The organism is Tritonibacter sp. SIMBA_163 (assembly GCF_046535935.1).
GTDB lineage: Bacteria > Pseudomonadota > Alphaproteobacteria > Rhodobacterales > Rhodobacteraceae > Epibacterium > Epibacterium scottomollicae.
Genome location: NZ_JAWJBP010001042.1, coordinates 1 through 246 on the forward strand (window position 1 = coordinate 1; position 246 = coordinate 246).

1 protein-coding gene is annotated in these 246 nt (G+C 59.3%); it reads right to left on the minus strand.

Annotated features, from left to right (window positions below; genetic code table 11):
- Positions 1-246: hypothetical protein (locus R0J92_RS25510; protein WP_411053742.1), on the minus strand; the 246-nt coding region annotated here is incomplete at both ends.

Consider the following 246-nt stretch of genomic DNA (forward strand, 5'->3'; position numbering starts at 1 on the left):
CTGCCGTCCCATGAGTACGGCTCATCCTGGGCAGCTATCAGTCGGTTGATCCCATTGACCTTCGCGCTCCCTGAATTGACTTCCAGCGTTCTAGCCGCTTTGTTGCCCAGTGCATTGCCAAATGCATCCGCGGCGACCGATAGATAGTCGTTCTTGCGTAGCGTCTCGCCGCCGACCGAGCGCAGACTGGCGCTGACGACGCCTCCGGACATGCCGGCAACCAAGTCTTGACCGAATCCTGAATCG